This window comes from Polaromonas sp. AET17H-212 (assembly GCF_002379085.1).
Classification (GTDB): Bacteria; Pseudomonadota; Gammaproteobacteria; order Burkholderiales; family Burkholderiaceae_C; genus Polaromonas.
Map to the genome: position 1 here is coordinate 1 of NZ_NBZW01000034.1, position 21848 is coordinate 21848.

Below are 21848 nucleotides of genomic sequence, written 5' to 3' on the forward strand. Positions count from 1 at the left end.
GTCACGAAGAGGGCATCGGAAGGGCCCACGGCCGCCAGCGCCCCGCTGCCGGCCGTGGGCCCTTCCGATGCCCTCTTCGTGACACGCGACAACGTCGAACACCAAAGCGACATCGAGCGCCACTACCGCATCGCCATCCGCGGCGCGCGCCGCCGCATCATCATCGCCAATGCCTATTTCTTCCCGGGCTACCGCCTGCTCAGACAGCTGCGCAAGGCGGCGCGGCGCGGCGTGGACGTGCGCCTCATCCTGCAGGGCGAACCCGACATGCCGATTGTCAAGATCGCCGCGGGGCTGCTGTACCACCACCTGCTGGCCGCCGGCGTCAAGATCTACGAATACCACGACCGCCCGCTGCACGGCAAGGTCGCGCTGACCGACGACGAATGGTCCACCGTCGGCTCCAGCAACCTCGACCCGCTGAGCCTGTCGCTGAACCTGGAGGCCAATGTCATCATCAAGGACCGCGCCTTCAACCAGCATCTGGGCGAGCACCTGGAGCAGCTGATGCACAACAGCTGCACGCAGATCCACGCCCAGGACGTGGCCGAAACCGGCCTCTGGGTCAGCCTGCGCAGTTTTCTGGTGTTCCATTTGCTGCGGCGCTACCCGGCCTGGTTTGGCTGGCTGCCGGCCCACACGCCGCGCCTGACCCTGGCCGAAAAACTGCTGGGCCAGACGGACGTGGACGTGAAAATCAGCCATGTCAACGAGGGCCGGGTCTCATGAACACTGCGCCCGCCTTGCCGGCCCTGCGCCGGCCGAAGAAGGCCGGCATCACCGGCAAGGTCTGGTGGCCCTGGCTCAAACGGGTCGCAACCCTGGTGTTTTTTGCCCTGGTGGCCTGGCTGCTGGTCGAGCAGGGCCGCGCCATCGACTGGCAGGAGGTGTTTGCCGCGCTGCGCGCCTACCCGCCGGCGCTGCTGCTGGGCGCGGTGGCACTGGCCGTCCTGAGCCTGGGCCTGTACAGCTGCTTTGACCTGGTGGGACGGCATTACACCGGCCACACCCTGCGCACCCCGACGGTGATGCTGGTGACCTTCATCAGTTATGTGTTCAACCTCAACCTCGGCTCGCTGGTGGGCGGCGTGGCCTTCCGTTACCGGCTTTACTCGCGGCTGAGGCTGGACACCGGGACCATCACCCGAATCCTGTCGCTCAGCATGCTGACCAACTGGACCGGTTACCTGTTCCTCGGCGGCCTGCTCTTCACCTTTGCCACGCCCGCCTTGCCGCCCGGCTGGAAGATGGGCAGCGGCGGCCTGCAGGTCCTGGGATTTGCGCTGCTGGCAACCGCCGCGGCCTACCTGCTGCTGTGCGCCCTGTCGCCCCAGCGCAGCGTCACCCTGCGCGGCCACCGGCTGGAACTTCCTTCCGGCAGGATGGCACTGTTGCAGGTGGCGATGGGGGCGACGAACTGGCTGATCATGAGCAGCCTGGTGTTTCTGCTGCTGCAGCAGAAAATCGCCTTTGCGGCGGTAGCCGGCGTGTTGCTGGTGGCCGCCGTGGCGGGCGTCATCGCCCACGTGCCGGCCGGCCTGGGCGTGCTGGAAGCGGTGTTTGTGGCCCTGCTCTCGCATGCCATGCCCACCCACGAACTGCTGGCCGCCCTGGTGGCCTACCGCGTCATCTATTACCTGGTGCCCCTGGTGCTTGCCACGGTGATTTACCTGGTCATGGAGGTGCGGGCCAAAAAACTGGCGCCAAGGGCAACCCCGGCAGAGGCCACGGCTGAAACCTCCCGTTAGGGCCTGTCGACAGCCTCCAGGGCATTTGCCCGGCATTGCCGCTGTTTAGCCACTGTTGCCGCCATTTTTTGCCCTGAAGGACAGGACATGGCAGCGGTCCGGTCCGCCCAGCTCTGGCAAAAACACTCAATTCACTGTATATTAATACAGTGAATGCAGCGCCATCATCCACCAAACCTGCCACGGCGGCCCCTTCCCGGGCCGCAGCGGCCGCACTTCCGTTTTTCAGCGCACCGGCCGCGCCCCAGCCTGCCGTGCAATCAGCCTCCCGGACTACAGCGCCAGGCCCTTCCCCACGCGCACCATCGGAACAAGGTGGCACCCCCGCCACACAAGGAGCACGGCATGGGCATGATGAGTGACCCCCTGACCAACGACCTTTTTCCGCAGGCGCTGCTGAGCGTCACGCTGCAGGGCCCCGGCGACCTCGAGGGTTTCCGGCGTGCCGCACGCGGCCTGCTGGCCCAACACATCCTGCCTGCGCAAGTCAGCTGGCACAGCACGGAGGCGCAGGACCCGCTGGCCACGCTGCCGGACAACCCCGTTGCCGCCGGCGATGCCCCTGCGGTCCAGGTGCCGCCCGAATTTGTGGCGCTGTGCGAGAGCGCCATCCTGCATGCCGACCCCCGGCGCTTTGGCCTGCTGTACCGCCTGCTGTGGCGCCTGGTGCATGAGCCCGGCCTGCGCCACGATCCGCTCGACGCCGACCTGGTCGAACTCCAGCACATGGCGCAGGCAGTGCGCGACGAGATGCACAACATGAAAGCCTTTGTGCGTTTTCACAGCGTGCAGGACGAGAGCTTTCGCAACCACCCCCAAGGCGGCCCGCTGCATGTGGCCTGGGTCGAGCCCGCGCACCATACCGCCCCCGCCATGGCCGCATTTTTTGCGCGGCGTTTCGCGCAGATGCGCTGGGCCATCCTCACCCCCGAGCGCAGCGCGCAGTGGGACGGCGCCCGCCTGCATTTCGGTCCGGGCCTCAAGAAGGCAGACGCGCCCCTGCCCGACGCCAGTGAAAAAAGCTGGCTCGGCTGCTACGAGCGCACCTTCGAGCCGATGCGCCCGATGGGTCGGGGCCTGCAAAGGGCCATGCCGCGCCGGTCCCGGCGCCAAGCCCCGGAAACCGGACGGCTCCACCCGCTGGTCTCGCCCGCGCACCAGCGCAACCACCACCTGAGCGCGCAGCCCGCAACACGCATGGCCCGACGCGCGGCGCAGCCCCGGGCCGCGCTGGCCGTCCCCGCGCAACCGCAGGGCGCGCCGGCGCAGCGGTCACTCGACGAACTGGCCTGCTCGCCGGACGCCTTGCAGCCCTTGCTTATTTAGCGCTATTTATTTGATAGCTGACACCGCAAGCAAACTATGGGCTGCAGGCCGATTTGTTTCCAGAATCCGGGCAGCGCCCCGGCGCACCGGAGGCCGGCAGCGCCGGTGCAGAGGCAGGCACCTGCGGCCCGGGCAGCGGCATCACCACGCTGCGACCATCGACCGGAGGCTGTTCGGCCGGCTGCACCGGCCGAGTGGTCGAGTCGCGCGGGTCCGACGCCACGGGCGGCGCTGGCGGCAGGTTCCGGCGAAATTCCGGATTGCGGTTGATGCGCGGGCCGGGCGCAGGCGGGTCTGCCGGGGGAGCCACCTGCGCGAGCGCTGCGCCGCCGGCCAGCCACAGCGCCAACCACACCGAAGGGGTCACAAGCAGCTTGTTCATGGGGGCTCCTTCTCCATACGCCGGACGAGGGGGCGGGTGCAGCACGGGCACCCGCTACCAAACCAGTTTAAGACTGCGGCGGCGGCTTCGCCATGACACAGCGCAAGCACATGCAGCAACTGTTGCAGGAGGTTTCATTCCCACACAACTGCACGCAGGCGCGCCCTGGGCCGCTGTTAAGATCCCTCCCTTTCAGACCCGTCTGAATCGACTGTTTTTTCTCTCCTTTCCGCGACGACGCGACGCCTATCCCCCATGACCGTTGCCATCCCGGCCAGCACCCCCGCCACCTTCGAAATCAAAAGCGCCAACCTGCCCCTGGTGGCGCTGCTCCTCAAGTCCTCCGACCTCAGCGCCCTGGCGCGCGAGATGGCGCTGCGCTTCGGCGATATCCCGGATTTTTTCGACAACGACCCGCTGGTCATCGACCTCTCGCAGCTGCCTCTTGATGCGGCCACGGTTGACTTTGCGGCGCTGATCGCGCTGCTACGCCCCTACCGCGTCGCCCCCCTGGCGGTCCGCGGCGGCAATCCGGCGCAACTGGCTGCGGCCCTGGCGGCCGGGCTGGTCGCCGCCCCCGACGCACGCGTGGTCAGCGCGCCTGCCGCCGCCCCGGCGCCCGCCGCGCGCAGCAAGCCTGCGGCACCGGTGGCGGAGGCACACGCCGCGCCGGCCCCCGGCGCCCTGGTGATCGACAAGCCGCTGCGTTCCGGCCAGCAGGTGTATGCCCGCGGGCGCGACCTGGTCGTGCTGGCCATGGTCAACGCCGGCGCCGAAGTCATTGCCGACGGCCACATCCATGTCTACGCACCGCTGCGCGGCAAGGCCATGGCCGGCGCGCGCGGCAACACCGAGGCGCGCATTTTTGCGCTCAGCCTGGAGCCCGAACTGCTGTCGATTGCCGGCATCTACCGCACCAGCGAAAACCCGCTGCCCGAAGGCGTGTGGGGCCAGCCCACGCAGGTGCGCCTGGTGCCCGGCCCCGAGGGCGACAAACTCGTCATGGATCTGATCAAGGCGTGATGCCCACGGCGTCACACCCCCACGTTTTCTAAAGGACTTTTACGCATGGCAAAAATCATTGTGGTCACCTCCGGCAAGGGCGGCGTGGGCAAAACCACCACCAGCGCCAGCTTTGCAACCGGCCTGGCCCTGCGCGGGCACAAAACAGCCGTCATCGACTTCGACGTCGGCCTGCGCAACCTCGACCTGATCATGGGTTGCGAGCGCCGCGTGGTCTATGACCTGATCAACGTCATCCAGGGCGAAGCCAACCTGCACCAGGCCCTGATCAAGGACAAGCAGTGCGACAACCTCTACGTGCTGGCCGCCTCGCAGACGCGCGACAAGGAAGCGCTGAGCAAGGAAGGCGTCGAGAAGGTGCTGAACGACCTGGCCGACATGGACTTTGAATACATCGTCTGCGACTCGCCCGCCGGCATCGAGACCGGTGCGCTGATGGCCATGCATTTTGCCGACGAAGCGCTGGTGGTCACCAACCCCGAGGTGTCTTCGGTGCGCGACTCCGACCGCATCCTCGGCATGTTGTCGTCCAAGACCAAGCGCGGCATGGCAGGCGGTGATCCGATCAAGGAGCACCTGCTGATCACGCGTTACAACCCCAGCCGCGTGGACCAGGGCCAGATGCTCTCGCTGGAAGACATCAAGGACATCCTGCGCATCAAGCTGATCGGCGTGATCCCCGAATCCGAGGCGGTGCTGCAGGCCTCCAACCAGGGCGTGCCCGCCGTGCACATGGAAGGCAGCGACGTGTCCGAAGCCTACAAGGACATGATTGCCCGCTTCCTGGGCGAAGACAAGCCGCTGCGCTTCATCGACGCGCCCAAGGTCGGCTTCTTCAAACGCGTGTTTGGAGGGAAGTAACCCGTCATGGCCTCCTTCCTCTCCTTCCTGCTCGGCGAAAAGAAAAAAACCGCCAGCGTCGCCAAAGAGCGGCTGCAGATCATCCTGGCGCACGAACGCTCGGGCCGCCACAGCCACGAGCCCGACTACCTGCCGGCGCTGCAGCGTGATTTGATCGCGGTGATCTCCAAATACATCAACATCAATCCCGACGACATCAAGGTCAACCTGGAGCGCCAGGACAACCTCGACGTGCTCGAAGTCAAGATCGAGCTGCCCGACGGCAAGTAGGCTGCCGGCGATGTCGCGCGCAAAACGCTGGCCGACGCCGGCGGGTAACCGCTGGCATCCACCAATACCTCGAGGTCCCGGGCGGCCATCTGGAGATACCACGCCTGGCCAGCGAGGAAATCGTCAAGAGGATCAAGGCCGCGCCGTGGCGCCCTGAGCCCGCCGGCCGCCCTGCCCCGGCGCGGGGCTATCATCGCGCCATGCTGCTAGAGACTCTGGGCGCGGCGCGCGACATGGGGCGCCTCAATGACATCGCCGGTGTGCTGATCCGCCACGGCTTCGGCGACAGCGTGCGCCGCCTCGGCCTGACCGACCGGCTCGAGCGCGCCGGCCACGCCCTCAAGTGGGAACATGCCGCCGACCTGGCCCGCATCGAGCCACCTGTGCAGGTGCGCCTGGCCCTGGAAGAACTGGGCCCGGCCTTTGTCAAGCTCGGGCAGATCCTGGCCGGCCGCGCCGACCTGTTTGGCCCCGAGTGGATCGCCGAGTTTGAAAAACTCCACAACCACGTGCTCGCCGTGCCCTTTGAACTGCTGCGGCCGCAGCTGCGCGAAGACCTGGGCGGCGAGCCCGAAGAGGTGTTTGCCCGCTTCGACACCGAGCCGCTGGCCGCCGCGTCGATTGCCCAGGTGCACCGCGCGCAACTCAAGGACGGCACCGAAGTCGTCGTCAAGATACGCCGCCCCGGCATCACCGCGGTGATCGAGGCCGACCTGCGCCTGCTCGCCCGCCTGGCCGCGCTGGTGGAAGCGGAAATGCCCGCCCTCAAACCCTACCACCCGCAGCAGCTGGTGCGTGAGCTGGTCAAATCCCTGCGCCGCGAACTGAACCTGGCCGGCGAGTGCCGCCACGCCGAACGCATTGCCGCCAACATGGCGCCGCTGCCGTGGATCGTCATTCCGCGCGTGCACTGGGCGTACACCGGCGAACGCGTGAACGTGCAGGACTTCGTGGGCGGCATCCCCGGCGACCGGCTCGACCAGCTCACCCCCGAGGCCGGCTTCGACCGCACCCTGCTGGCCCAGCGCGGCGCGCGCGCCGTGCTCAAGATGATTGTGGAAGACGGTTTCTTCCACGCCGACCCGCACCCCGGCAACGTGTTTTACCTGCCCGGCAACGGCATCGCCTTCATCGACTTCGGCATGGTCGGGCGCCTGTCCGAGCGCCGGCGCGAAGAACTGCTGCAGCTGCTGCTGGGCCTGGTCGAGCGGCAGGCCCAGGCCGTGGCCGACGTGCTGATGGACTGGACCGGCGACAGCCACGGCACCAACCTCGGGCAGCTCGAAACCGAGATCGAGGCCTTTGTCGACCAGTACCACGGCACGCCGCTGGCCGAACTCAGCCTGGGCCAGATGCTGGCCGACGTCACCACCTTGCTGCGCGAGCACCACCTGGGCCTGCCGCCCGATCTGGCGCTGCTGATCAAGGCCTTCATCTCGCTCGAGGGCATGGGCCGCGGGCTGGACCCGGGCTTTCACATGGCCACCGAGGCCGCGCCCATGCTGCGCCAGGTGCTGCGCGCCCGCTACCAGCCCGAAGTGCTGGCCGGCCGCGCCTGGAAAACCCTGAGACGCGCCCTGGCCATGGCCGAACAGCTGCCGCACGACGTCTCGCGCCTGCTGCGCAACGCACGCCGCGGCCACCTGAGCGTCGGCATCGAGCTGGCCCACCTCAAACGCGTGGGCGACCAGGTGGACCGCGCCGCCAACCGCCTGGCCATGGCGCTGATCATTGCTGCGCTCATCATCGGCGCGTCCATTGTCATGACAGTGAAAGGCGGCCCCACACTGATGGGCCTGCCGCTGTTCGGTTTTCTCGGCTTCACCGGCGCCGCGCTGGGCGGCCTGTGGCTGGTGCGCGCCATCTGGCGCAGCAGCCGCGGGCGCGACAACGACGACGCGGACTGAGTCCAAAAAAAGCAGCATCCGCCTCTCGGCAAATGCTGCTTGGGTTTGAAGGCCCCGCAAGAGCCCTCAAAGCCCGTCGGAGGCCCTCAAGGCGTCAACGCATCCACGCCTTGCGGAATGAAGGCATCAACGGGCCGGGGCCTCACCCTGAACGGTAGCGCCGGCCTCGGCATCCGCCTTCACTTTGGCCTTGGCTTTGGCCTTGGCCTTGACCTGGCCACCGGCTGCCTTGGCCGTGCCGACGTCACTTTTCACTTCCTTCACTTCCGCCTTGCCGGCCTGCGCCACACGCTTGCCGCTGGACGTTGCGGCATCACCTGCGGCCTCTGCCGTATTGCGCACCCCGCCCAGCACCTTGCCTGCGCCATCGGTGGTGCTGTTCGCCGCTGCAGCGGGCGCCTTGTGCTCTTCCGCCGTCGCGTTGCCATTGGCACCTGCGCGCACGCCGGCATCCAGGCCCACACCGGCATTGGCGGTACCGCCACCGGGCTGCACGGCCGTGTTCGCGCCAATGCCTGCACCCACACCCACGCCAGCACCCAGCGCCGGGCCGGCGGCCACGGTCACGCCAGTGGCGCCGCGCACAGCACCGTCCAGATTCACCAGACCGCCAGCCTGCGCCGAAACACCCCAGATCATGGCCGTGGTCAGCACCATCAGCGAAGGAAGGGCCCGCAAAGCCCGTGGCCGGGCCACGGCTGTCAGCGCTGGGGAAAGGTCAGATTGAAATTTGTTGAAACGGATCATTGAAGCTCCTGCTGTTGAAGAAGGGTTCATCTTCCAACGCCAGAATGTTCACTGAGTGTCGGCTTCGTTGGCTTTGTAAGGTGATGCGTCGCCACCACTATACGGGCCGCTACGGCGCAAGTGACCGCTTACATAGCAGGCCATCTTCACCATGCGGAACGGCCCTGCCGGCCAGATGTAGCGGATGTCACCATCCAATACCCGCATACCGCCCGGCATCGGCCCTGCCGGCCCCCATCAGCCGACGGGCCGGATGCCGATCAGCAGGCCGTGTGCCCAGAACGCAAACACCGCCCAAGCCGCCGCGCCCACCACCACCGTGATCGCCGTGCCGGCCGGGGTGCCCGCCGGGTAGACGGTGTGCGCCGCCCGGTCGCGGGCCCGCGCTGCCCGAAAGCTCAGCACCGCCCACACCAGGAAGGCGCCAAACAGCACCACATGCGCCACATTGCCATTGGCCAGCAAGTGGGCCAGCGCCCATACCTTGACCCCCAGCACCATGGGGTGATGCAGCCGTGCCTTGATCGCGTTGCGCGGCACATAAGCGGCCGCCAGCAGGATGAACGCGATCAGCGTCAGCAGCGAGGCCAGGTGCCGCATGCCTCGTGGCGGCAGCCACAGCTGCACCGGCTGCTGCCGCGCCAGGCCAAAGCCCCACACGATCAGCACAAAACCGACGATGGATAGCAGCGCATACACGGCCTTCCAGGGCAGCTCACCGATGCGGCCTATCGTCGCTGTGCGCCAGCCGTCGGCCACGATGCGTATGGAATGCACGCCCAGAAAAAGCACCAGGCCCAGAATCAGTATCGCCACCGCCATCTCCTTGAAGTATGGAAGCGATTATGAGCGCCCGCGGCGCGCGCCGCTACGCTGTTCGGCTTGGATTGGCTGGCGTCACAAAGCTATTAAATCCATAGCGAATAGCGCAAGCAGTTAAAGGGCTGGAGGCCGATTTGATGCCCACCCCAGCCCCCGAACCGGCCGGTTCAGTGCCCGGTGGTTTTCCCGCGCCGCGCCTGCGTCTGGTTGCCTCCGCCCACATGCGCCTCGCGGTCGCTGCGACTGTCTGGCGTGCGCTTGCCCTGGTTCAGCTGGGTGGGGTCCTGCTCGCCCATCTTGTTGGTGTCGTTCTCCACCTTGCCGGTGTGGCCGGTCTGTTTGTCATGCGGGTTCTGTTTGCTGCTGGGCATGGTGCACTCCTCGGGATAAAGGGTGAAAACGGATCAAAACGGATGAGAAAGGGCCAAGCATCGGCGCCAACGCTGCCCGACTCGCCCCTCCGGAGAAGTTAGCATTTTTTTGCCAGGCGTCATTGTTGTATGTCAGACAAGGCCGTGTGACGTGCGCGACATGCCGGCACGTGCAGCCAGCGTTACACAGCGGTACATGGATGGCGCTTCTCCCGGCATGGCCTTGTGTAGACTACGCCCAGACTTCTCCCAACCCACAACCTGTTGCGCAGGCTGTGTTTCAACCGGATCCCTGATGCGCCTGAGAATCTTTCTGGTCGAAGACAGCCCCGTCATCCGCGCCAACCTGGCCGAGTCCCTGGAAGAACTGGTCGGCGCCCGCGTGGTGGGCGGGGCCAGCAGCGAAGACGAGGCCCGCCAATGGCTGGCCGACCACCCCACCGCCTGGGACCTGGCCGTGGTCGACCTGTTTTTGCTGCAGGGCAACGGCCTGAATGTGGTCAAAAGCTGCGGCAACCGCGACCTGCGGCAGAAAATCGTCGTGCTGACCGGCTACGCCACCCCGGCCATGCGCCAGCGCTGCCTGGCGGCAGGCGCCGACGCCGTGTTCGACAAAGCCACCGAGATCGACGAGTTCACCAGCTACGCGATCAACGAGGTGGAACGGGTAGCCGGCGAAACACGCTGGTGAGCTGACCGCACCGCGGCGCCGGAATGCTACTTATTTAATAGCAACAACCGCAGGTGAATCAAGGGCTGGGGCCCGATTTGGCATGTAATCCGCAAGAGACTTCGGCCCCGTTCGGCCTGCGCTTGCCCAAGCCAGCAACCGGCCAGCCTCAGCCCGCAGCCTCGGCAAAACACATGGCCTCGATCTTGTGGCCGTCCAGGTCGCGCACAAAAGCCGCGTAATACGTCGGCGTGTAGTGCGGCCGCAAGCCGGGCGGCCCGTCACTGGTTGCCCCCAACGCCAACGCCTGCGCATGAAAGGCATCCACCTCCGCCGGCGAGTTGGCCAGAAAGCTGATGTGCGTGCCATTGCTTGGCGCGACCCGCCCGCCATCGAGCGGCCGCCCCACCCAGAACTCCGGAAAGGCCCGGCCATAAGCCACCGACTTGCCGTGCTCCATCACCTGCTTGATCTGCAGCGTGCCCAGCACCGCGTCGTAAAACGCCCGGGCGCGTGGGTAGTCGTTGGTGCCTATGGAGATGTGGGAGATAACGCTGGGAGGGAGATCGGAGGGATCGGACATGATGGCTCCTCGAAATTGAGATGGGGCGAAAAGTTTAGCAAGACGGCGGCCTTTGGTGGAAGAAAATGCCTTGCGGTATCGTTAAACAATAAACACAAAAAGCAAGGGAGGTCATGATGGGCTTGATGGACCGCGACTACATGCACGAGGAGGGACGCCAGCGCCCTTTCAGTCCCCCGCCCGAACGATTTGGCACGCTAAGCAAGGCCCTCATCTTCGTGGTCGTGCTCTTCCTCCTCTACAAAGCCGCAGACTGGAAGTTAAACCAGCATGCAGCCAAGCTAGTCAGTACACCGCCCGCACCGACACCAGCGCCGGTGTCGCGTTCCGCTGAACCGGCCGCTCCATCATTTCCGCAAACATCACCTTACTCAAGCGCAACCGAAGCGACGGGAAGCAGGCGCACCGTTACCAAGTGCAGCGTCAACGGTAAGACCAGCTACGGAGACGCAAGCTGTGCCGACGGGGCGAAAACAACTCAGATTGTTACCAAAGAAAATCACAACCTCATGGTCGCAGTACGCGTGCCGGCAGCCACAAAAACGGAAGAACCGGCCCAGTCACCATCGGTCCTCGCACAAAGCGATCCAGGCGTTGACCAAGCGGCGATGAAGGCTGAATGCAACGCGCTGGAGGAGCGCATCAAATACCTCGACGCAATGGCGCGGCAGCCGCAAAGCGGACAAATGCAAGACTGGATACGTGAGGATCGGAAAAAGGCGCGCGACCGGCAGGTGCGCATTCCGTGTCGATAGCGCTATCCGGCCGACTACAAAGGACGCGACCCCAGGTAAACGCCCTGGGTCACAAAGCGATCAGATTCAAATACGCTAACTGCTAACCGAGAAGCCTCACGATTGGGCTCCATTGGAATCCGCATTAAAAATCGTCCGGACTCATTAACGTCTTTAGGCCTTGCGCGCCACATACGGACCCTGCGAGGACTTTTAACAGCGCGCCGAACGAACACTCTTCACACAACAGAAGATCAACCGAAGCTAGCCCGGTAAGTCACGGGATCCAAAACGCAATGCTGATCGAGTGTGCCTTTGAGATCAAAAAGACGAGGCGCCTTCCTGAATTCAAAAAGCCTATAGAGATGAAATTGGTCTTTCGCGCCGTGCGACAAAGCCAACTCGCCGCGCGAAACAAAAAATGGCGTGTCACGACCAAATGTCGTGGTCTTAACTTCAATGAATCGCTCTTTGCCGTCGGGCTCAAACGAAAGAACGTCGTAGCCCAGCCCATCTCCTTTCGATTGGGAAATGTGATCAACCTTGTCCGCGAGGCGGGGCAGCCCAAGTTGCGTCAGTCGCCAATGTTCGAACTGAACAATGAACTCCTCTCCTGCCAAGCCCAATGATTGATTCTGGGCTTCGCGTTCGAGGTAGTCGCGTTTAGTTGCTCTGAAAAGCAGATGATTTAATGGCTCAGCCGTACGGTTTTTTTTCTGAGGCGCATCTGATTTCACTTTGCTGAAGTCAGTAAGAGCGGGCACCGAAGCGGGTTGCTGCACAGCCGCAAGTGCAACGCTGTCCAGCGTCGTCTTCCCACGAACTTGCTCAGCAGCAACCATCGCTAAAAGTGCTTGATAGTTTGATCGCGGTTTGTATCCTCGAATGTAAGGAAAGCCGAGATCAATCATGGCTGCGCTGACATTGCCGTGCTTGAACTCAATGGAGGCATCGGATCGGTCTTGCAGCTTCTCCTGCAATTTCCGGCGATGAACCGTCTTGTTGTAAGTTTGCCCCGCTAATTCCAGCGTTAGCATTTGCAGGTAATCAGCAACGATTGCCTCTACTTCTAAGCGGGACCAATCCATAGGGATTCCAGACAAGGGTTTGACGACACCCTCATCTTAGGGGTCTGTCCAGCCAGTTTTAAGTCGAACAGCCACACATGCGTTCGGGTCCACTTAATCTTTGGCCTTGCGCCGTTCCCTGACCGCCCGCGCCAACCCCTCCAGCACCGGCACCGTCTGCGCCATGCTGATGCAGGCATCGGTGACCGACACGCCGGGCCGCAGCGGCATGCCGGGCACGATGTCCTGCCGGCCTTCATGCAGGTGGCTCTCGATCATGAGGCCGGTGATGCGCTGGTCGCCGGCCGCGATCTGCTGGGCCACCTCGGCGGCCACCGTGATCTGGCGCTGGTGCTGCTTGCTGCTGTTGGCATGCGACACGTCGATCATCACCTGCTCGCGCAGGCCGGCGCTTTGGAGCAGCGCGCAGGCAGCGTCCACATCGGCTTTTGAATAGTTGGGTTGCTTGCCGCCGCGCAGGATCACGTGGCAGTCGTTGTTGCCGCGGGTTTCGAAAATCGCGGCCTGGCCCATCTTGGTCATGCCCATGAAGGCGTGTTGCGCCTGCGCTGCCTGGATGGCGTCGGTGGCGACCTTGATGCCGCCGTCGGTGCCGTTCTTGAAGCCGACCGGGCAGCTCAAGCCAGAGGCCAGCTGGCGGTGGCTGGGGCTCTCGGTGGTGCGTGCGCCAATGGCGCCCCAGCTCACCAGGTCGCTGATGAACTGCGGGCTCAGCAGGTCCAGAAACTCGGTGCCCACCGGCAGGCCCAGGGCCAGCACGTCGAGCAGCAGGCACCGCGCCATTTCCAGCCCTTCGTTGATGGCGAAGCTGCCGTCCATGTGCGGGTCGTTGATGTAGCCTTTCCAGCCCACGGTGGTGCGCGGTTTCTCGAAGTACACCCGCATCACCACGAGCAGGTCGTCGGCCAGGGCATCGGCCTGCAGCTTGAGTTGGCGCGCATAGTCCATGGCCTGGTCATGGTCGTGGATGGAGCAGGGCCCGACCACGACAATCAGGCGGTCGTCGGCACCATGCAGCACGCGCGAGATGGCGGCGCGGCTGCGTTCCACCAGGCTCAAGCTGGCTTCAGGCACCGGCAGCCACTCCTGCAGCAGGGCCGGCGTGATCAGCGGGCGCACCGCGCTGATGCGGGTGTCGTCAATGCGGGTGGTGTCGTGGGTGGAAATTTTTACGGCGGACGGCGTGGCAATGCGATGGGGCATGGTGAGAAACCTGTGTAAGAGTGTTCGCCCGATTAGACACCTGTCGCATCCTGATTCGGGCAGCGCTGGCGGTATTGCAAAGCACACAGCGCCGTGCAAGGCGCAACAGGTTGGGCGCATTGTTCACATTCATGGCGGGCGTTTCACCGCGAAGAACGGGCTGAAACCTGAGTGACAACTTGCAACGTGCGGGCCCCAAAATCATACTTAAGATGGGCGCCCTGCTGATACGCGCCCACAGGCGCTGATCGAGAAGCACCACAGCCATGCCCGATTCATGCGCTCCCGCGACGGCGTCCCGCAGCCCCAGTTTTCTTTGGGTGGACCTGACGCGGGACGCGCGAACAGCGCTGGTCGAGCGGCTCGAAGGCACGTTTGCCATGGACCTGCAGCGCGTCAGAGAGCCGGCGCAGATTCCCGGCGCCATCGAGGTTTACGCTCCGCAGTTTGTTTGTTTCGAGTTTGACGAGCCCGAGCTGCCGGGCATCAACGCCTTGGCCCGCACCCGTCACGAGCATCCAGACCTGCCCGTTCTCATCATCACTGGCCGCCTTTCCGAGGCCGTGGCAAGGTGGGCCTTGCACATGCGGGTTTGGGACCTGCTGGTCAAGCCGGTTCCCGTCGAAGCGCTGCGCCAGCACGTTTCGGCACTGGCGCAATTGGCGCACAAGCAGCACACTCTGCCTTCCCCTGCGCAGAAACGCCAGGACCGCACGCTTCCTGCGATCACGCATGTTGCGGCTCAGTTTCATCACAAGATCGCGCTGGAAAAGGTCGCCGCCCTGTGCCGTCTGAGCCCCTCGCAGTTCTGCCGCGTTTTCAGGCAAGAGCAAGGCGCGAGTTTTGCCCAGTATCTGCTGCACTACCGAATTGAACGCGCCTGCGAGCGCCTCGGCTTCCCGGACGCACTCGCCAAGGAAGTGGCCTACTCGGTCGGCTTCAACGACCTCTCGTATTTCACCTGGGCCTTCAAGCGCCAGGTGGGGGTGTGCCCGAGCAAGTACCACACGCCCCACGACGCGCCGTGGGGTCAGCAGGATTGTCTTAACGGTTAGCAGGATCGTCCTAACCGGCTCTGCTGGGCGGCGCTAGCATTTCAGTGAGCGTCGCGTAGCCAGAGTGCGGCAAAAGCAAGGAGGTCTTGTCAGCACCGCGCTGCGCGATTCTTTCTCAGTTGGCGCAGGGTAGGGGGTAGGAGTAGGCGGTTTCAAACATCGATGCATTGACGAAGTCATGCATTTGTTTTTTTAACCTGACTCGGGGCACGGCGACGGGTTGATGCCTCGCCGCCCAACGTTAACCAACCAAAAACGGGCTTGTGCCCGCAGCAACATCAGGAGTACGGAAAATGGCAAATTTCAATGAAGGCGACGTGGGCTTCGCCCCATCGCAAACCATGGGCCGCAGCGTCGCAGATGACACCTCCGACCTTGGCAGTTCGTCACAGATCCCGTCGAGCTTCGCGCCTGTCGGGCAATCAGCAATCCGGACCAGCGCCAGAGCGCCGGCGGAAAGCCAGTTTGCCGTTGGCGAGGTCACTGGCGACGCACCAATGGGAGCCGGCGAGTCGTCACAAGCCGGCGCGCATGAAGAAGTGGCCAGCGCCGAAGCCGCGGAATCGGGCGAGGAGTTCATGGAGGCCAGCGCCGAGCAGATGGCCGAGGCCGCAGCCAGCCAGGAAAGTGCCGTGTCGGATCTGCGCGGCATGGAAGGTTTTGAAGAGCGCGAATCCTCCCAGGAAAGCGAAGAGTCGGTGCTGCTGCCAGAGGCCGGCCAGGGGGCCGAAGGCGGCGAGCTGGCGCAGCAGGAGTTCCTGCCTGTCCTCGCAGCGCTGGTGCCGACACTGGTCTCGACGATAGGGCCCATGGTTGCCAGGACGGTGGTCGGCAGGCTCTCGCCCAAGGCGCAGCGTGTCATCAAACGCTTGCCCGCTGGCAACCTGATACAAGGCGCCGCCAGCGCGATCGGCGGAGCGGGCCTGGGCAGTGGGCTTTCCGGAGCGGCTGCCGGACTGTTGAAAGGAGCGCCCGGCCTGGGCGGCGCCAGCAACCTGCTTGCACTCATCGCCAAGTTGATCCAGTCGGCCCAGCAGGCGCCGGCGAAAGGCGGAAAAGAAAGTGGCATGGAGGTCGACGAGTCATTCGTCACTGAGGCGGTTGCCGCGATTGAAGCGATTGTTGATCGCGACGACCGTGTGCAAATCACGCAGACCACGCTGATACCGTGGCGGCGGCTGTGCGCCCTTCGCATCCAGTTCCCAAGCGGATCCTCGTTCCGCGGAACCGGCTTCCTGGTCGGCCCGCGTGCAGTGGTCACCGCCGGGCACTGCGTCTACCTGCGCAACCAGGGTGGCTGGGCTCGCAAGGTCGAAGTCATTCCGGGGTGCAATGGCACGGCGCGGCCATTCGGCCAGGTCGAATCGATGGCGTTCCGTTCGGTCGGTGGCTGGGTGAACAGCAACAAGCCCGAGAGCGACTACGGCTGCATCGTGCTGCCTGCCGGTGCGTTCAACGGCAGGAATCTGGGCAGCTTTGGCTTCGCGGCATTCGAGGCGCCCGTACTTCTCGCGCAGCCGGCAGTGATTGCAGGGTTTCCAGGCGACAAGCCGCCGTACGAGATGTGGGGTGCAGCGCGAGCGCTCAAGGGTGTGACCGCCAAAACCCTGCTTTACAACACCGCAACCATGGGCGGCCAAAGCGGAGCGCCGGTCTACATCAAGAGAAACGGTCAGCGCTACGTGGTGGGTATCCACAACTACGGCTCGTCGACCGGCAACACCGCCACGCGCATTACCCGTCCGGTGTACGACCGGCTGCTGGCATGGAGCAAGCTCTGACAGTTGCTTGCTTGAGCTGATCGAACGTCAGGGAAAGCTTCGCGCCGTGTCCCGCGCTTTGCGGCGGCACGGCGCTATCTGGCAGCGTGGGAGGCTATATGTCTGGAAGCGTTTACGGTAATGTGGTGCTGGCGGGCACCGGTGAGCCGGTGGCGGGAGCGACGGTAGTCTGCGGTAAGGGCGGTGCCTCGAAGACCGGTCGGTCGTTGCTGCCCTCGATGTCTGCGCTGACCGACAGCGCGGGCTGGTTCAGGTTCGAGAACCTGGCGGCGGGAGAGTGGCATTTGAAAACACAAGGCGCCGGCGGCTACAGCCCGCCCGAGGCCACCGTCAGCGTGTTCGACAATGCGCTGAGCGAGACGACGCTGGAGGTTGTCAGCCCTGCGCGACCTGACCTGTCGAACCGACCGGTATCGAGTTTCGGCCCGCGACCGGTGCAACGCGGCCATGTGCGCGGGCGGGTGATTGACACGGCCAGCGGCGCGCCTATCGGGTATGCCACGGTCATCGTCGTCAGCGGACCCGGCCCGGTGCCCGATCATGTGTTTGTTGCGAGTAGCGCGGGCTGGTTTGAGCTTGACGAAGTGCCGGTCGGCGACTGGCTGCTTCGCGCGCGCACGGATGCGGGGGCAACCGGCATTGCAACCGTGCGCGTAGTGGCGAACTCATTGAGCAAGGTGACGATAGCGGTGGACGGACTGCCGGCCACCGAGCGACCGTCGCGGCCGTTCGAACCCGTCTTCGACACGGAGGGACGCACCATGATTGGTCGCCTGATCGGGCGCGTGGTTTATGCCGACGACGGCAGGCCGGTTGCCAACGCAACGGTGACCATCTTGCGCGGAGCCGGCCCGGCGCCAGATATCGCGCCCACGACGGATCGCAACGGCAGCTTCGCGCTTGACGATTTACCGGCGGGTTCGTGGTTGCTGCGTGCCATCGGGCCGGGTGGCGAGGCCGGGCTGGTGCAGGTAAGCGTGCGACCGGGCAGCATCGCCGATGCGGTCATCAAGCTCACTGGCCACGATGACAACAATGACCAGGCGACATGACCACCGAGATCTTCGGCTTTTTACGTCGGTGCGGGAGTGACGGCGCATCGCCGCCTGCGCAAGGTGTTTTCGGGCTGTGGCCCAATGAAATCGGACTCAAACAGCTATCTATTTCATAGCGTATCGAGGCACTCAGACACTGGCGTATTTCGCCATCAGCGCAGCAACGGCAGGTTTCGCGCAGCGCTGCAGGGTCATCAGCAAGGCATGGTCGGGCTGGCCCACGCGGTAGCGGGTGCGCAGGTCATGCTGGATCTGCCCCAGCAGCGACGCCGCCATTTCCGCGTCCGCCAGCGCCCGGTGCGCACGGCCGGCGCGCGGCAGGTGGTGGTAGTCCACCAGCACGCCCAGCTTGTGGCTGGGAGCCTGAGGGTACAGCCGGCGCGCGACCAGCAGGGTGCAGGCAAAGGGCTGCGCCGCCGCCGCCCCGGCACGCGCCAGCTCGGCCTGCCAGAACTTGCGGTCAAACGCCGCGTTGTGCGCCACCATGGGCGCGTTGCCGACAAAGCGGCTGGCCTCGCGCATCACGCTGGCGGCCTCGGGCGCCGCGGCCACCATGGCGTTGCTGATGCCGGTCAGGCTGGTGATGAAGGCGGGAATGTGCACGCCGGCGTTCATCAGGCTCTGGAAGCGGTCGACCACGCAGCCGTTTTCAACCAGCACGATGGCCACCTCGGTGGCGCGGTCACCCATGGCGGGCGACAGGCCGGTGGTTTCAAAGTCGATGACGGCGATGCAGCTCATGCGGCAGGCTCCGCCGGCAGCATGGCCCAGAGCGGCACGGCCTCGATGCCGTCGGCCGGCTTGTAGCGATGCAGCCCCGGGTACACCACATACCAGCTATCAAGCTTCCGGTTCATGGCAGGGATCTCAACGCAGCTGATACCTCAGCAACTCCTGGCTCAATGCGTTCTCAAGCTGAGGGAGATCCCGTGTGACGGTGTTGAACAGGGTTTCATGTTCAACCTGCTCATAGCCGTGCGCCAGTATGTTGCGCAAGCCGATCACCTGCCGCCATGGCACATTGGGCATCTGCCCACACTGCGCCACGTCTATGCGGCTGGCAGCTTCACCGAGATTGATAAACAGTTTTTCCGTCGCCAGACAAAGCACCCGGTTCGCCAGGAACCTTTCGAGCGTCTGATCTGCAAGCAATCCGCGGATCTCCTGCACAAACTGCAGCATATCGGCCAGATGTGCCGGCGTGCGATCAATCGTCATTCAAAAACGGGTCGCAATTGCGGCTCAATGGCCATGCGCCGGTAGGCATTGCGGAGAATGGAGGGAAACGCCAGGTCAATTTTTCGTCCGTCGAACGCAGCAGACAACTCGTCCTGCATGTCAACCAGGGCAAAGCCGCTGGGGGCCTCTCCCGGAATAAACTCCACCAGCAAATCCACATCGCTCTCAGGACGCTCCTGCCCCATGGCTGCTGACCCAAACATGCTCATCTTGCGGACGTGATAACGCCTGCAGATCTCGGCGATCTGTGAGCGTTGGGCCGGTGCAATGTTCATGCTGCAAATTATGCGCTGAACACCTCAGACGTCAATATTCGCAGCCCGCAGCGCATTCGTCTCGATGAACTCGCGGCGCGGCTCCACGTCGTCGCCCATCAGCATGGTGAACACGTGATCGGCTTCGATCGCGTCGTCGATCTGCACACGCAGCAGGCGGCGCACGGTCGGGTCCATGGTGGTTTCCCACAGCTGGGCCGGGTTCATCTCGCCCAGGCCTTTGTAGCGCTGGCGTGCGGTGGCGCCTTCGGCCTGTGTGATCAACCAGGCCATGGCGTCGCGGAAGGTCTCGACTTTTTCTTCCTTCTGGCGCTCGCCCTCGCCGCGTGTCACCTTGGCGCCCTGACCCATCAGGCCCTTGAAGGTCACGGCAGCTTCGACCAGCGCCGCGTAGTCGGCGCCGTGCACAAAGTCCTGCGTCAGCACGCTGCTCTTGACGTTGCCGTGGTGGCGGCGGCTGATGCGCAGGATGGGTTTGTCGTTGCGGCTGTCAAACTCGCCGGCCACTTCGGCCGTGGGCAACTGGGCCTGCAGCGCGGCGGCGGAACGCTCAGCGTCTTCCACCGTGTCCAGGTTCAGCGCCACGCCGTCGGCAATGGCCTTCAGCGCTTCGGCGTCCATGTAGCCGCGCAGGCGGGCGATGACGGACTCGGCCAGCTGGTGCTTGCGCGCCAGCTCGGCCAGCGTGTCGCCGGTCAGCAGCGTACCCTGGCCATTGGCGGGGTCGGCACCGGTCAACACCGCGGCGTCTTTCAGCGCGATCTTCAGCAGGAAGCTGTCGAGGGCCGGGCCGTCTTTCAGGTACTGCTCTTCCTTGCCCGACTTGACCTTGTACAGCGGCGGCTGCGCGATGTAGATGTGGCCGCGCTCGACCAGCTCGGGCATCTGGCGGTAAAAGAAGGTCAGCAGCAGGGTGCGGATGTGCGCGCCGTCCACGTCGGCGTCGGTCATGATGATGATGCGGTGGTAACGCAGCTTGGCAACGTTGAAGTCGTCGTTGCCGGTGGTGCCGCCGGCCTTGCCGATGCCGGTGCCCAGCGCGGTGATCAGCGTCAGGATCTCGTTGCTGGTCAGCAGCTTTTCGTACCGCGCTTTTTCCACGTTCAGGATCTTGCCGCGCAGCGGCAGGATCGCCTGGAACTTGCGGTCGCGGCCCTGCTTGGCCGAGCCGCCGGCGGAGTCGCCCTCGACGATGTAGATTTCGCAAAGCGCCGGGTCTTTTTCCTGGCAGTCGGCCAGCTTGCCGGGCAGGCCCATGCCGTCGAGCACGCCCTTGCGGCGTGTCATGTCGCGCGCCTTGCGGGCGGCTTCGCGCGCCCGCGCGGCTTCGATGATTTTGCCGACGATGATCTTGGCATCGTTCGGGCGCTCCTGCAGGTAGTCGGTCAGCAGCTTGCTGACGATGTCTTCCACCGGGCCGCGCACCTCGGAACTGACCAGCTTGTCCTTGGTCTGGCTGGAGAACTTGGGCTCGGGCACCTTGACGCTCAGCACGCAGGTCAGGCCTTCGCGCATGTCGTCGCCGGTGACTTCAACCTTGGCTTTTTTGGCCAGCTCGCTGTCGTCGATGTATTTGTTGATCACCCGTGTCATCGCGGCGCGCAGGCCAGTCAGGTGGGTGCCGCCGTCGCGCTGCGGGATGTTGTTGGTGAAACACAGCACCTGCTCGTTGTAGCCGCTGTTCCACTGCATGGCGACTTCGACACCGATGTTGGTGTTCTGGTCGCTCTGGCGGTCGCCCATCGCGTGGAACACATTGGGGTGCAGGACGGTCTTGCCCTTGTTGATGAAGTTGACAAAACCCGTCACGCCGCCGGCACCGGCAAAGTCGTCTTCCTTGCCGCTGCGCTCGTCCTTCAGGCGGATCTTCACGCCGTTGTTCAGAAAGCTCAGCTCGCGCAGGCGCTTGCTCAGGATCTCGTAATGGAAGTCGTTGTTCTGCTGGAAGATGTCGGTGTCGGGCAGGAAATGCACCTCGGTGCCGCGCTTGTCGGTGTCGCCCAGCACATGCATGGGTGACACTTCCACACCGCCGACTTTTTCGATGATGCGGTTCTGCACAAAGCCCTTGGAGAACTCCATCACATGGACTTTGCCTTCGCGCCGAATTGTCAGGCGCAGCATCTTGGACAGCGCGTTCACGCAGCTCACGCCCACGCCGTGCAGGCCGCCCGAGACCTTGTAGCTGTTCTGGTTGAACTTGCCGCCGGCATGCAGCTCGGTCAGCGCGATCTCGGCCGCCGAGCGTTTTGGCTCGTGTTTGTCGTCCATCTTGATGCCGGTCGGGATGCCCCGGCCGTTGTCCACCACGCTGATGGAGTTGTCCAGGTGGATGGTGACCATGATGTCGTCGCAATGGCCGGCCAGCGATTCATCGATGGAGTTGTCGACCACCTCGAACACCAGGTGGTGCAGGCCGGTGCCGTCGGACGTGTCGCCGATGTACATGCCGGGGCGCTTGCGCACGGCCTCCAGGCCTTCCAGGATCTGGATCGAGCCCTCGCCGTAGCCTTCAGACGCGCCGGCCTGGTTGGAGTCGATCTTGGGCTGGAAATTGGAGCTTCCCTCGCCGCCTTCACCGGAATGAACGCCCTCCATCTCACGGCCTGCATCGTCAGGAGTGGCTTCGTTGGGTTTGTTTGCTTCGGTCATAACTCAGTTTTACCTACGGTGAACTACTTTTTCTCAATCTCTTGAATGACCAAACC

The 21848-nt window shown here is 64.3% G+C and carries 23 protein-coding genes; 12 read left to right on the plus strand and 11 right to left on the minus strand.

The window, feature by feature from the left end:
- The 3 genes from clsB to B7G53_RS19585 all read left to right on the plus strand — a co-directional run.
- A partial coding sequence (gene clsB, locus B7G53_RS19575; protein WP_141396403.1) for a cardiolipin synthase ClsB occupies positions 1–729 on the plus strand: 729 nt, incomplete at its 5' end.
- Positions 726–1748 (plus strand): lysylphosphatidylglycerol synthase domain-containing protein, encoded by a 1023-nt coding sequence (locus B7G53_RS19580; RefSeq protein ID WP_096670845.1) that lies wholly within the window; start codon positions 726–728, stop codon positions 1746–1748. The genes clsB and B7G53_RS19580, both read left to right, overlap by 4 nt.
- A gap of 345 nt (positions 1749–2093) precedes the next feature.
- Positions 2094–3074, plus strand: a complete 981-nt coding sequence (locus tag B7G53_RS19585; RefSeq protein WP_255250098.1) for a TIGR03915 family putative DNA repair protein — start codon at positions 2094–2096, stop codon at positions 3072–3074.
- Between the two features lie 34 nt (positions 3075–3108).
- On the opposite strand, the gene B7G53_RS19590 is transcribed toward B7G53_RS19585, so the two are convergent.
- Entirely contained in the window at positions 3109–3456 is a 348-nt protein-coding gene (locus B7G53_RS19590) for a hypothetical protein (RefSeq protein WP_096670847.1), read from the minus strand.
- A 255-nt stretch (positions 3457–3711) separates the two neighbouring features.
- On the opposite strand from B7G53_RS19590, the gene minC reads away from it, so the two are divergent.
- The 4 genes from minC (at position 3712) to B7G53_RS19610 (ending at position 7517) form a co-directional block, all read left to right on the plus strand.
- Entirely contained in the window at positions 3712–4479 is a 768-nt protein-coding gene (gene minC / locus B7G53_RS19595; protein WP_096670849.1) for a septum site-determining protein MinC, read from the plus strand.
- Between the two features lie 45 nt (positions 4480–4524).
- Positions 4525–5340, plus strand: coding sequence for a septum site-determining protein MinD (gene minD / locus B7G53_RS19600; RefSeq protein ID WP_096670851.1), 816 nt, complete (start codon positions 4525–4527; stop codon positions 5338–5340).
- A 6-nt stretch (positions 5341–5346) separates the two neighbouring features.
- Positions 5347–5610, plus strand: a complete 264-nt coding sequence (gene minE, locus B7G53_RS19605; protein ID WP_096670853.1) for a cell division topological specificity factor MinE — start codon at positions 5347–5349, stop codon at positions 5608–5610.
- 200 nt (positions 5611–5810) lie between these two features.
- Positions 5811–7517 carry an ABC1 kinase family protein gene (locus tag B7G53_RS19610; protein WP_096670855.1) on the plus strand — a complete coding sequence of 569 codons (1707 nt, stop codon included), beginning with the start codon at positions 5811–5813 and terminating at the stop codon, positions 7515–7517.
- Between the two features lie 126 nt (positions 7518–7643).
- Here B7G53_RS19610 and B7G53_RS19615 read toward each other — a convergent pair whose 3' ends face one another.
- The 3 genes from B7G53_RS19615 to B7G53_RS19625 form a co-directional block, all read right to left on the minus strand.
- On the minus strand, positions 7644–8264 hold the full coding sequence (locus B7G53_RS19615; RefSeq protein ID WP_096670857.1) for a hypothetical protein: 621 nt from the start codon (positions 8262–8264) through the stop codon (positions 7644–7646).
- A 237-nt stretch (positions 8265–8501) separates the two neighbouring features.
- Positions 8502–9080: an NnrU family protein gene (locus tag B7G53_RS19620; RefSeq protein WP_096670911.1), complete on the minus strand. Its 579-nt coding sequence runs from the start codon at positions 9078–9080 to the stop codon at positions 8502–8504.
- 173 nt (positions 9081–9253) lie between these two features.
- The gene (locus tag B7G53_RS19625) at positions 9254–9457 is read right to left on the minus strand and encodes a hypothetical protein (RefSeq protein ID WP_096670859.1); all 204 of its coding nucleotides are present in this window, start codon (positions 9455–9457) and stop codon (positions 9254–9256) included.
- Between the two features lie 295 nt (positions 9458–9752).
- Here B7G53_RS19625 and B7G53_RS19630 point away from each other — a divergent pair, with 295 nt between their 5' ends.
- Positions 9753–10148 carry a response regulator gene (locus B7G53_RS19630; RefSeq protein WP_096670861.1) on the plus strand — a complete coding sequence of 132 codons (396 nt, stop codon included), beginning with the start codon at positions 9753–9755 and terminating at the stop codon, positions 10146–10148.
- Between the two features lie 148 nt (positions 10149–10296).
- On the opposite strand, the gene B7G53_RS19635 is transcribed toward B7G53_RS19630, so the two are convergent.
- Entirely contained in the window at positions 10297–10710 is a 414-nt protein-coding gene (locus B7G53_RS19635) for a VOC family protein (protein ID WP_096670863.1), read from the minus strand.
- Positions 10711–10826: 116 nt separating this feature from the next.
- Here B7G53_RS19635 and B7G53_RS19640 point away from each other — a divergent pair, with 116 nt between their 5' ends.
- Complete coding sequence (locus B7G53_RS19640; RefSeq protein ID WP_141396405.1) at positions 10827–11465, plus strand: hypothetical protein; 639 nt, start codon at positions 10827–10829, stop codon at positions 11463–11465.
- Positions 11466–11698: 233 nt separating this feature from the next.
- On the opposite strand, the gene B7G53_RS19645 is transcribed toward B7G53_RS19640, so the two are convergent.
- Entirely contained in the window at positions 11699–12532 is an 834-nt protein-coding gene (locus B7G53_RS19645; protein ID WP_096670867.1) for a DUF3883 domain-containing protein, read from the minus strand.
- A gap of 93 nt (positions 12533–12625) precedes the next feature.
- Complete coding sequence (locus tag B7G53_RS19650; protein WP_096670869.1) at positions 12626–13735, minus strand: 3-deoxy-7-phosphoheptulonate synthase; 1110 nt, start codon at positions 13733–13735, stop codon at positions 12626–12628.
- A gap of 266 nt (positions 13736–14001) precedes the next feature.
- Between B7G53_RS19650 and B7G53_RS19655 the strand changes: the two genes are divergently transcribed.
- The 3 genes from B7G53_RS19655 to B7G53_RS19665 all read left to right on the plus strand — a co-directional run bounded on the left by B7G53_RS19655 (position 14002) and on the right by B7G53_RS19665 (position 17623).
- Positions 14002–14790 (plus strand): helix-turn-helix transcriptional regulator, encoded by a 789-nt coding sequence (locus B7G53_RS19655; protein ID WP_096670871.1) that lies wholly within the window; start codon positions 14002–14004, stop codon positions 14788–14790.
- 341 nt (positions 14791–15131) lie between these two features.
- Positions 15132–16571, plus strand: a complete 1440-nt coding sequence (locus B7G53_RS19660) for a trypsin-like serine peptidase (RefSeq protein WP_176491422.1) — start codon at positions 15132–15134, stop codon at positions 16569–16571.
- A 98-nt stretch (positions 16572–16669) separates the two neighbouring features.
- The gene (locus B7G53_RS19665) at positions 16670–17623 is read left to right on the plus strand and encodes an MSCRAMM family protein (protein ID WP_096670875.1); all 954 of its coding nucleotides are present in this window, start codon (positions 16670–16672) and stop codon (positions 17621–17623) included.
- Between the two features lie 132 nt (positions 17624–17755).
- On the opposite strand, the gene B7G53_RS19670 is transcribed toward B7G53_RS19665, so the two are convergent.
- The 4 genes from B7G53_RS19670 to gyrB all read right to left on the minus strand — a co-directional run bounded on the left by B7G53_RS19670 (position 17756) and on the right by gyrB (position 21792).
- The gene (locus tag B7G53_RS19670; RefSeq protein WP_096670877.1) at positions 17756–18367 is read right to left on the minus strand and encodes a 3'-5' exonuclease; all 612 of its coding nucleotides are present in this window, start codon (positions 18365–18367) and stop codon (positions 17756–17758) included.
- A gap of 126 nt (positions 18368–18493) precedes the next feature.
- Positions 18494–18844 (minus strand): HepT-like ribonuclease domain-containing protein, encoded by a 351-nt coding sequence (locus tag B7G53_RS19675; protein ID WP_096670879.1) that lies wholly within the window; start codon positions 18842–18844, stop codon positions 18494–18496.
- The gene (locus B7G53_RS19680) at positions 18841–19140 is read right to left on the minus strand and encodes a nucleotidyltransferase family protein (protein ID WP_096670881.1); all 300 of its coding nucleotides are present in this window, start codon (positions 19138–19140) and stop codon (positions 18841–18843) included. Before B7G53_RS19680 ends, B7G53_RS19675 begins: the two co-directional genes overlap by 4 nt.
- A 24-nt stretch (positions 19141–19164) precedes the next feature.
- Positions 19165–21792 carry a DNA topoisomerase (ATP-hydrolyzing) subunit B gene (gene gyrB, locus B7G53_RS19685; protein ID WP_441339004.1) on the minus strand — a complete coding sequence of 876 codons (2628 nt, stop codon included), beginning with the start codon at positions 21790–21792 and terminating at the stop codon, positions 19165–19167.
- Positions 21793–21848 lie beyond the last annotated feature (56 nt).

Excerpts from the sequence above, each read along its gene's own strand:
- B7G53_RS19580 (WP_096670845.1), top strand. The coding sequence starts at position 726 with ATGAACACTGCGCCCGCCTTGCCGGCCCTGCGCCGGCCGAAGAAGGCC.
- B7G53_RS19585 (WP_255250098.1), top strand. The coding sequence starts at position 2,094 with ATGGGCATGATGAGTGACCCCCTGACCAACGACCTTTTTCCGCAGGCG.
- B7G53_RS19590 (WP_096670847.1), bottom strand. The coding sequence starts at position 3,456 with ATGAACAAGCTGCTTGTGACCCCTTCGGTGTGGTTGGCGCTGTGGCTG.
- minC (WP_096670849.1), top strand. The coding sequence starts at position 3,712 with ATGACCGTTGCCATCCCGGCCAGCACCCCCGCCACCTTCGAAATCAAA.
- minD (WP_096670851.1), top strand. The coding sequence starts at position 4,525 with ATGGCAAAAATCATTGTGGTCACCTCCGGCAAGGGCGGCGTGGGCAAA.
- minE (WP_096670853.1), top strand. The coding sequence starts at position 5,347 with ATGGCCTCCTTCCTCTCCTTCCTGCTCGGCGAAAAGAAAAAAACCGCC.
- B7G53_RS19610 (WP_096670855.1), top strand. The coding sequence starts at position 5,811 with ATGCTGCTAGAGACTCTGGGCGCGGCGCGCGACATGGGGCGCCTCAAT.
- B7G53_RS19615 (WP_096670857.1), bottom strand. The coding sequence starts at position 8,264 with ATGATCCGTTTCAACAAATTTCAATCTGACCTTTCCCCAGCGCTGACA.
- B7G53_RS19625 (WP_096670859.1), bottom strand. The coding sequence starts at position 9,457 with ATGCCCAGCAGCAAACAGAACCCGCATGACAAACAGACCGGCCACACC.
- B7G53_RS19630 (WP_096670861.1), top strand. The coding sequence starts at position 9,753 with ATGCGCCTGAGAATCTTTCTGGTCGAAGACAGCCCCGTCATCCGCGCC.
- B7G53_RS19635 (WP_096670863.1), bottom strand. The coding sequence starts at position 10,710 with ATGTCCGATCCCTCCGATCTCCCTCCCAGCGTTATCTCCCACATCTCC.
- B7G53_RS19640 (WP_141396405.1), top strand. The coding sequence starts at position 10,827 with ATGGGCTTGATGGACCGCGACTACATGCACGAGGAGGGACGCCAGCGC.
- B7G53_RS19645 (WP_096670867.1), bottom strand. The coding sequence starts at position 12,532 with ATGGATTGGTCCCGCTTAGAAGTAGAGGCAATCGTTGCTGATTACCTG.
- B7G53_RS19650 (WP_096670869.1), bottom strand. The coding sequence starts at position 13,735 with ATGCCCCATCGCATTGCCACGCCGTCCGCCGTAAAAATTTCCACCCAC.
- B7G53_RS19655 (WP_096670871.1), top strand. The coding sequence starts at position 14,002 with ATGCCCGATTCATGCGCTCCCGCGACGGCGTCCCGCAGCCCCAGTTTT.
- B7G53_RS19660 (WP_176491422.1), top strand. The coding sequence starts at position 15,132 with ATGGGCCGCAGCGTCGCAGATGACACCTCCGACCTTGGCAGTTCGTCA.
- B7G53_RS19665 (WP_096670875.1), top strand. The coding sequence starts at position 16,670 with ATGTCTGGAAGCGTTTACGGTAATGTGGTGCTGGCGGGCACCGGTGAG.
- B7G53_RS19670 (WP_096670877.1), bottom strand. The coding sequence starts at position 18,367 with ATGAGCTGCATCGCCGTCATCGACTTTGAAACCACCGGCCTGTCGCCC.
- B7G53_RS19675 (WP_096670879.1), bottom strand. The coding sequence starts at position 18,844 with ATGACGATTGATCGCACGCCGGCACATCTGGCCGATATGCTGCAGTTT.
- B7G53_RS19680 (WP_096670881.1), bottom strand. The coding sequence starts at position 19,140 with ATGAACATTGCACCGGCCCAACGCTCACAGATCGCCGAGATCTGCAGG.
- gyrB (WP_441339004.1), bottom strand. The coding sequence starts at position 21,792 with ATGACCGAAGCAAACAAACCCAACGAAGCCACTCCTGACGATGCAGGC.